This is a genomic window from Blautia sp. HCP3S3_D9 (assembly GCF_052063845.1).
Taxonomy (GTDB): domain Bacteria; phylum Bacillota; class Clostridia; order Lachnospirales; family Lachnospiraceae; genus Blautia_A.
In genome coordinates, this window is sequence record NZ_JBQHWS010000215.1 from 1 (window position 1) to 3,490 (window position 3,490).

The following is a 3,490-nucleotide window of genomic DNA, read 5'->3' on the forward strand; positions in this document are numbered from 1 at the left end:
TTTTTTGCTAAGTAAACATACCTACTCATTTATCCACCAACAAAATTACGAACAACTCAGTATTTATCAGAGTTTTAAGTGTTTGAGTAGGAAAATAATGAGAAGTTAGCACACAATCTTCCTCATAAAATTCCACTTGTGGATTTACATTATCTAATGTACCGCCCACAAGATTATCCACACCAACAACATCCTCCCCGTTCGCAATAAGTTTATCAGCCAAATGGCTTCCCATAAACCCAGCAACACCAGTTATAAAAACTCTCATTTTAATTCCCTCTTATCTAAAATGTGGTTCAAAATCAATCTTGTATTCTTTATCTAACATTCTTTTTTTGCGAAGAATTGCTGGATTTCCATAGTAGATTCCGCCTTTTTCTGCAACACCTTTAAAACAACTGTTTGCTCCAATTACTGAAAACTCGTTCAGAATAGATCCATCTAATATCATAGCATTAGCTGCTATCCATACATTGTTTTTTATAATTATAGGGTTCGTTATATATTCAAAAAAATCAGAATCTGTCTTGTGTGTGCATGAATATATTTTGGTAAATGCAGAAATGGAAACATCATTTTTGATTGTAATCCCCCCGCTACCATCAAGTACACAATGATCATTGATAACACTTCTACATCCTATTGTTATACCTTTTGGACTTATTATTACAGTATTTATTCCAATTCTTGCCTTAGGTCCAATTTTCATCCCGCTGCATTTATAAAAAAAATTTCTAATAGTCCATGAAGGAATTGAACTTACTATCTGATTCAAAAAGATATATTGCAAATCCTTTTTAAAAAACGCCCAATCCATTTTCTTGCACCTTTTATTCAATCTCAATACTGTCTCCATGTTTTGCTTTTCTTGCAACTTTAAATAATTTTCCATCCTTTTTCTTAACCTGGACACTTCGATTGTCTTTTCTGCTACAGATTTCCAAGCCTATTTGTCCTTTTTCAATATATGGATGTCGTAATATTCTGGCGGTTGCACGATTGCACTCGTTTTTTACAAATGCCATATAGGAGTATTTTTCATCTTCATATGGAACATCTGCATCTTTCAGCATTTTGTGTGTTTTACTTCTCTGAACTCTACAAGTAAAATGACACCAATCATCTTCTGCTAAACGACATTCATTTTCATGCGGGCAAGGTGCTACTATATGTGCACCTTTTGATAATAGATAGTCGCGAGTATCTTTTAAAACTGAAAAACCAGCTGGCGTGCCAGGCTCAACAATCAAGAGCATCTCATTTGTCGCAGCCCAAAGATTATCAAGAACAAATTGGCGATCCTTTTTCGCCATCTCATTCATAACATATGATGAAATCACAATATCCGCAGATGTTGTTATCTTCGAAGATGTCAAGTCTGAACTAATCCATCTAGCTGAAGAGAGAACAGGCTCGCCTTCTTTCATCAATGCTTCACCAACTCTTCTCATAGCACCTTCTCGTTCAATACAAGTGATTCGTTCCAACGGCAATTGAGCCTGTGCCGCCCATGTGGCAGCTCCACTTCCCGCACCAACATCTAAAAGAGTTTTTATTTCTCCGTTAAAATATTCTAAAGAATAACTCAGTGCATCTGAAACAGCACCATATGTTGCTGGCATACGAACGAGTGCATATACTGCAGCTTCAATATCTTTAGACAACAATACCTTTCCAGCACCGCTTTCATTTCTGTATCTATCACTTAAATCTTGAGCTATTTTTTTTAACTGTGCTTGTTTATATCCAACAACTAATTTTTCTGATGCAGTTTTAAGCGCAATAGGTAAATCCATTATATTCTTGTATGATGATTCCAGAAGCTAAATCAACATTTTCCTTTCTTTTTGATTCTGTGGTTAAATACATTCAGATACTGTGGGACTTTTTATTATCCCCTGTAGCTCTGACTACTTCATAGGAGTGTATTGCCGCTACCTTTATCTGAATTGTTTATCAGCTGGATGTGCCGGAGAACTTCTCCTGAGTACTAATTTCAATCAAGTCTACGATGATAATCGTTTGTGGATGCCACAGTATCAGGGAACCGAAAGGAGGGTTTCACTATGTACTACGTTGGCATCGACATTGCCAAACTCAATCACTTCGCTTCTGTTGTTTCTTCAGACGGCGAGGTACTCGTTAAGCCGTTCAAATTTACGAATGACAATGATGGCTTCTGTACGCTGCTCTCTGCTCTCGCATCATACGATCGCGGTAGCCTCATCATTGGTCTTGAATCGACGGCACACTATGCTGACAACCTGGTTGAATTTCTCGTATCTAAACGCTACCAGGTCTGCGTTATCAACCCGATCCAGACTTCCACGATGCGTAAGAACAACATCCGGAAGACGAAGACCGACAAGGTGGATACGTTAGTTATTGCCAGAACTTTAATTGCTCAGCCGCACAGATTCTTCTCGCAGGAGGATATTGACCTCATGCATCTGAAGAACCTCGGCCGTTTCCGGCAGAAGAATATCAAAGAGCGTACCCGGCTAAAAATACAGCTCACAGCCTACGTGGACCGTGTCTTTCCGGAACTCCAGTACTTCTTCAAATCCGGACTTCATCAGAAGACCATTTACGCTCTTCTGAAAGAGGCTCCTACACCTGAACTGGTAGCTTCCATGCACTTGACTCATCTGGCTCATCTGCTCGAGGTTTCCTCCCACGGACACTTCAATAAAGAGCAGGCCAAGGAATTAAGAATTCTGGCACAGAAGTCTGTCGGTTCCAGCGACAGAGCCCTATCCTTACAAGTAACACAGTCTGTGGAGCAGATCGAGTTACTGGACAGGCAGATCACCGACGTCGAATCCGAGATGACTGAAATCATGCTTGGACTTGACTCCGTTATTATGACCATTCCAGGCATCGGATATATCAATGGCGGAATGATCCTGGGCGAGATTGGCGATATTCATCGCTTTTCAAAGCCCTGTCAGCTGCTTGCATTTGCCGGACTGGATCCTTCTATATATCAGTCTGGAAATTTCAATGCCAGCCACACAAGAATGTCTAAACGTGGCTCCCGGGTTCTCCGGTATGCATTGATCAACGCAGCTCACAATGTAGTTAAGAACAACAACACCTTCAAGGCTTACTACGATGCCAAGATGGCTGAAGGCCGGAACCACTATAATGCTCTGGGGCATTGTGCCGGCAAACTCGTCAGAATCCTTTTTAAGATGCTGACGGATGATGTGGCATTCAATCTTGAGTAAGTTCTAACTCGAGATCATAGTAGATTTTGAAAAGCACCCTTTGGGGAGCTCTGTTAGAGTTACCCTTTTATAGCCACTGATAAAAAAGGTAATTTTCTGCTAATCTATGCTTGACTTTTCATAGCTGGTCTCCTTTGTTAATGTTTTAATAACTAAAACTTCCCACACCGATACGGTGTGTTGAACCTTGAAAATTCAATATTTCAGCCAATAAAAAAGGCATAAACCTGTTCCGTTTGGTATAATGGAATTGACTAGAA

At 39.9% G+C, this 3,490-nt stretch carries 4 protein-coding genes; 1 reads left to right on the top strand and 3 read right to left on the bottom strand.

The window, feature by feature from the left end:
• Nucleotides 1-25: 25 nt before the first annotated feature.
• The 3 genes from ACTNES_RS20055 to ACTNES_RS20065 are packed head-to-tail and all read right to left on the bottom strand — an operon-like array spanning nt 26 to nt 1,796.
• Nucleotides 26-268: an NAD-dependent epimerase/dehydratase family protein gene (locus tag ACTNES_RS20055; RefSeq protein WP_441040494.1), complete on the bottom strand. Its 243-nt coding sequence runs from the start codon at nt 266-268 to the stop codon at nt 26-28.
• A gap of 12 nt (nt 269-280) precedes the next feature.
• Nucleotides 281-856, bottom strand: coding sequence for an acyltransferase (locus ACTNES_RS20060; RefSeq protein ID WP_441040495.1), 576 nt, complete (start codon nt 854-856; stop codon nt 281-283).
• On the bottom strand, nt 831-1,796 hold the full coding sequence (locus ACTNES_RS20065; protein WP_234756848.1) for a small ribosomal subunit Rsm22 family protein: 966 nt from the start codon (nt 1,794-1,796) through the stop codon (nt 831-833). The genes ACTNES_RS20060 and ACTNES_RS20065 overlap by 26 nt, the downstream gene beginning before the upstream one ends.
• A gap of 270 nt (nt 1,797-2,066) precedes the next feature.
• Here ACTNES_RS20065 and ACTNES_RS20070 point away from each other — a divergent pair, with 270 nt between their 5' ends.
• Nucleotides 2,067-3,230: an IS110 family transposase gene (locus ACTNES_RS20070; protein ID WP_321726233.1), complete on the top strand. Its 1,164-nt coding sequence runs from the start codon at nt 2,067-2,069 to the stop codon at nt 3,228-3,230.
• Nucleotides 3,231-3,490: the final 260 nt, after the last annotated feature.

Excerpts from the sequence above, each read along its gene's own strand:
- ACTNES_RS20055 (WP_441040494.1), bottom strand. The coding sequence starts at position 268 with ATGAGAGTTTTTATAACTGGTGTTGCTGGGTTTATGGGAAGCCATTTG.
- ACTNES_RS20060 (WP_441040495.1), bottom strand. The coding sequence starts at position 856 with ATGGAGACAGTATTGAGATTGAATAAAAGGTGCAAGAAAATGGATTGG.
- ACTNES_RS20065 (WP_234756848.1), bottom strand. The coding sequence starts at position 1,796 with ATGGATTTACCTATTGCGCTTAAAACTGCATCAGAAAAATTAGTTGTT.
- ACTNES_RS20070 (WP_321726233.1), top strand. The coding sequence starts at position 2,067 with ATGTACTACGTTGGCATCGACATTGCCAAACTCAATCACTTCGCTTCT.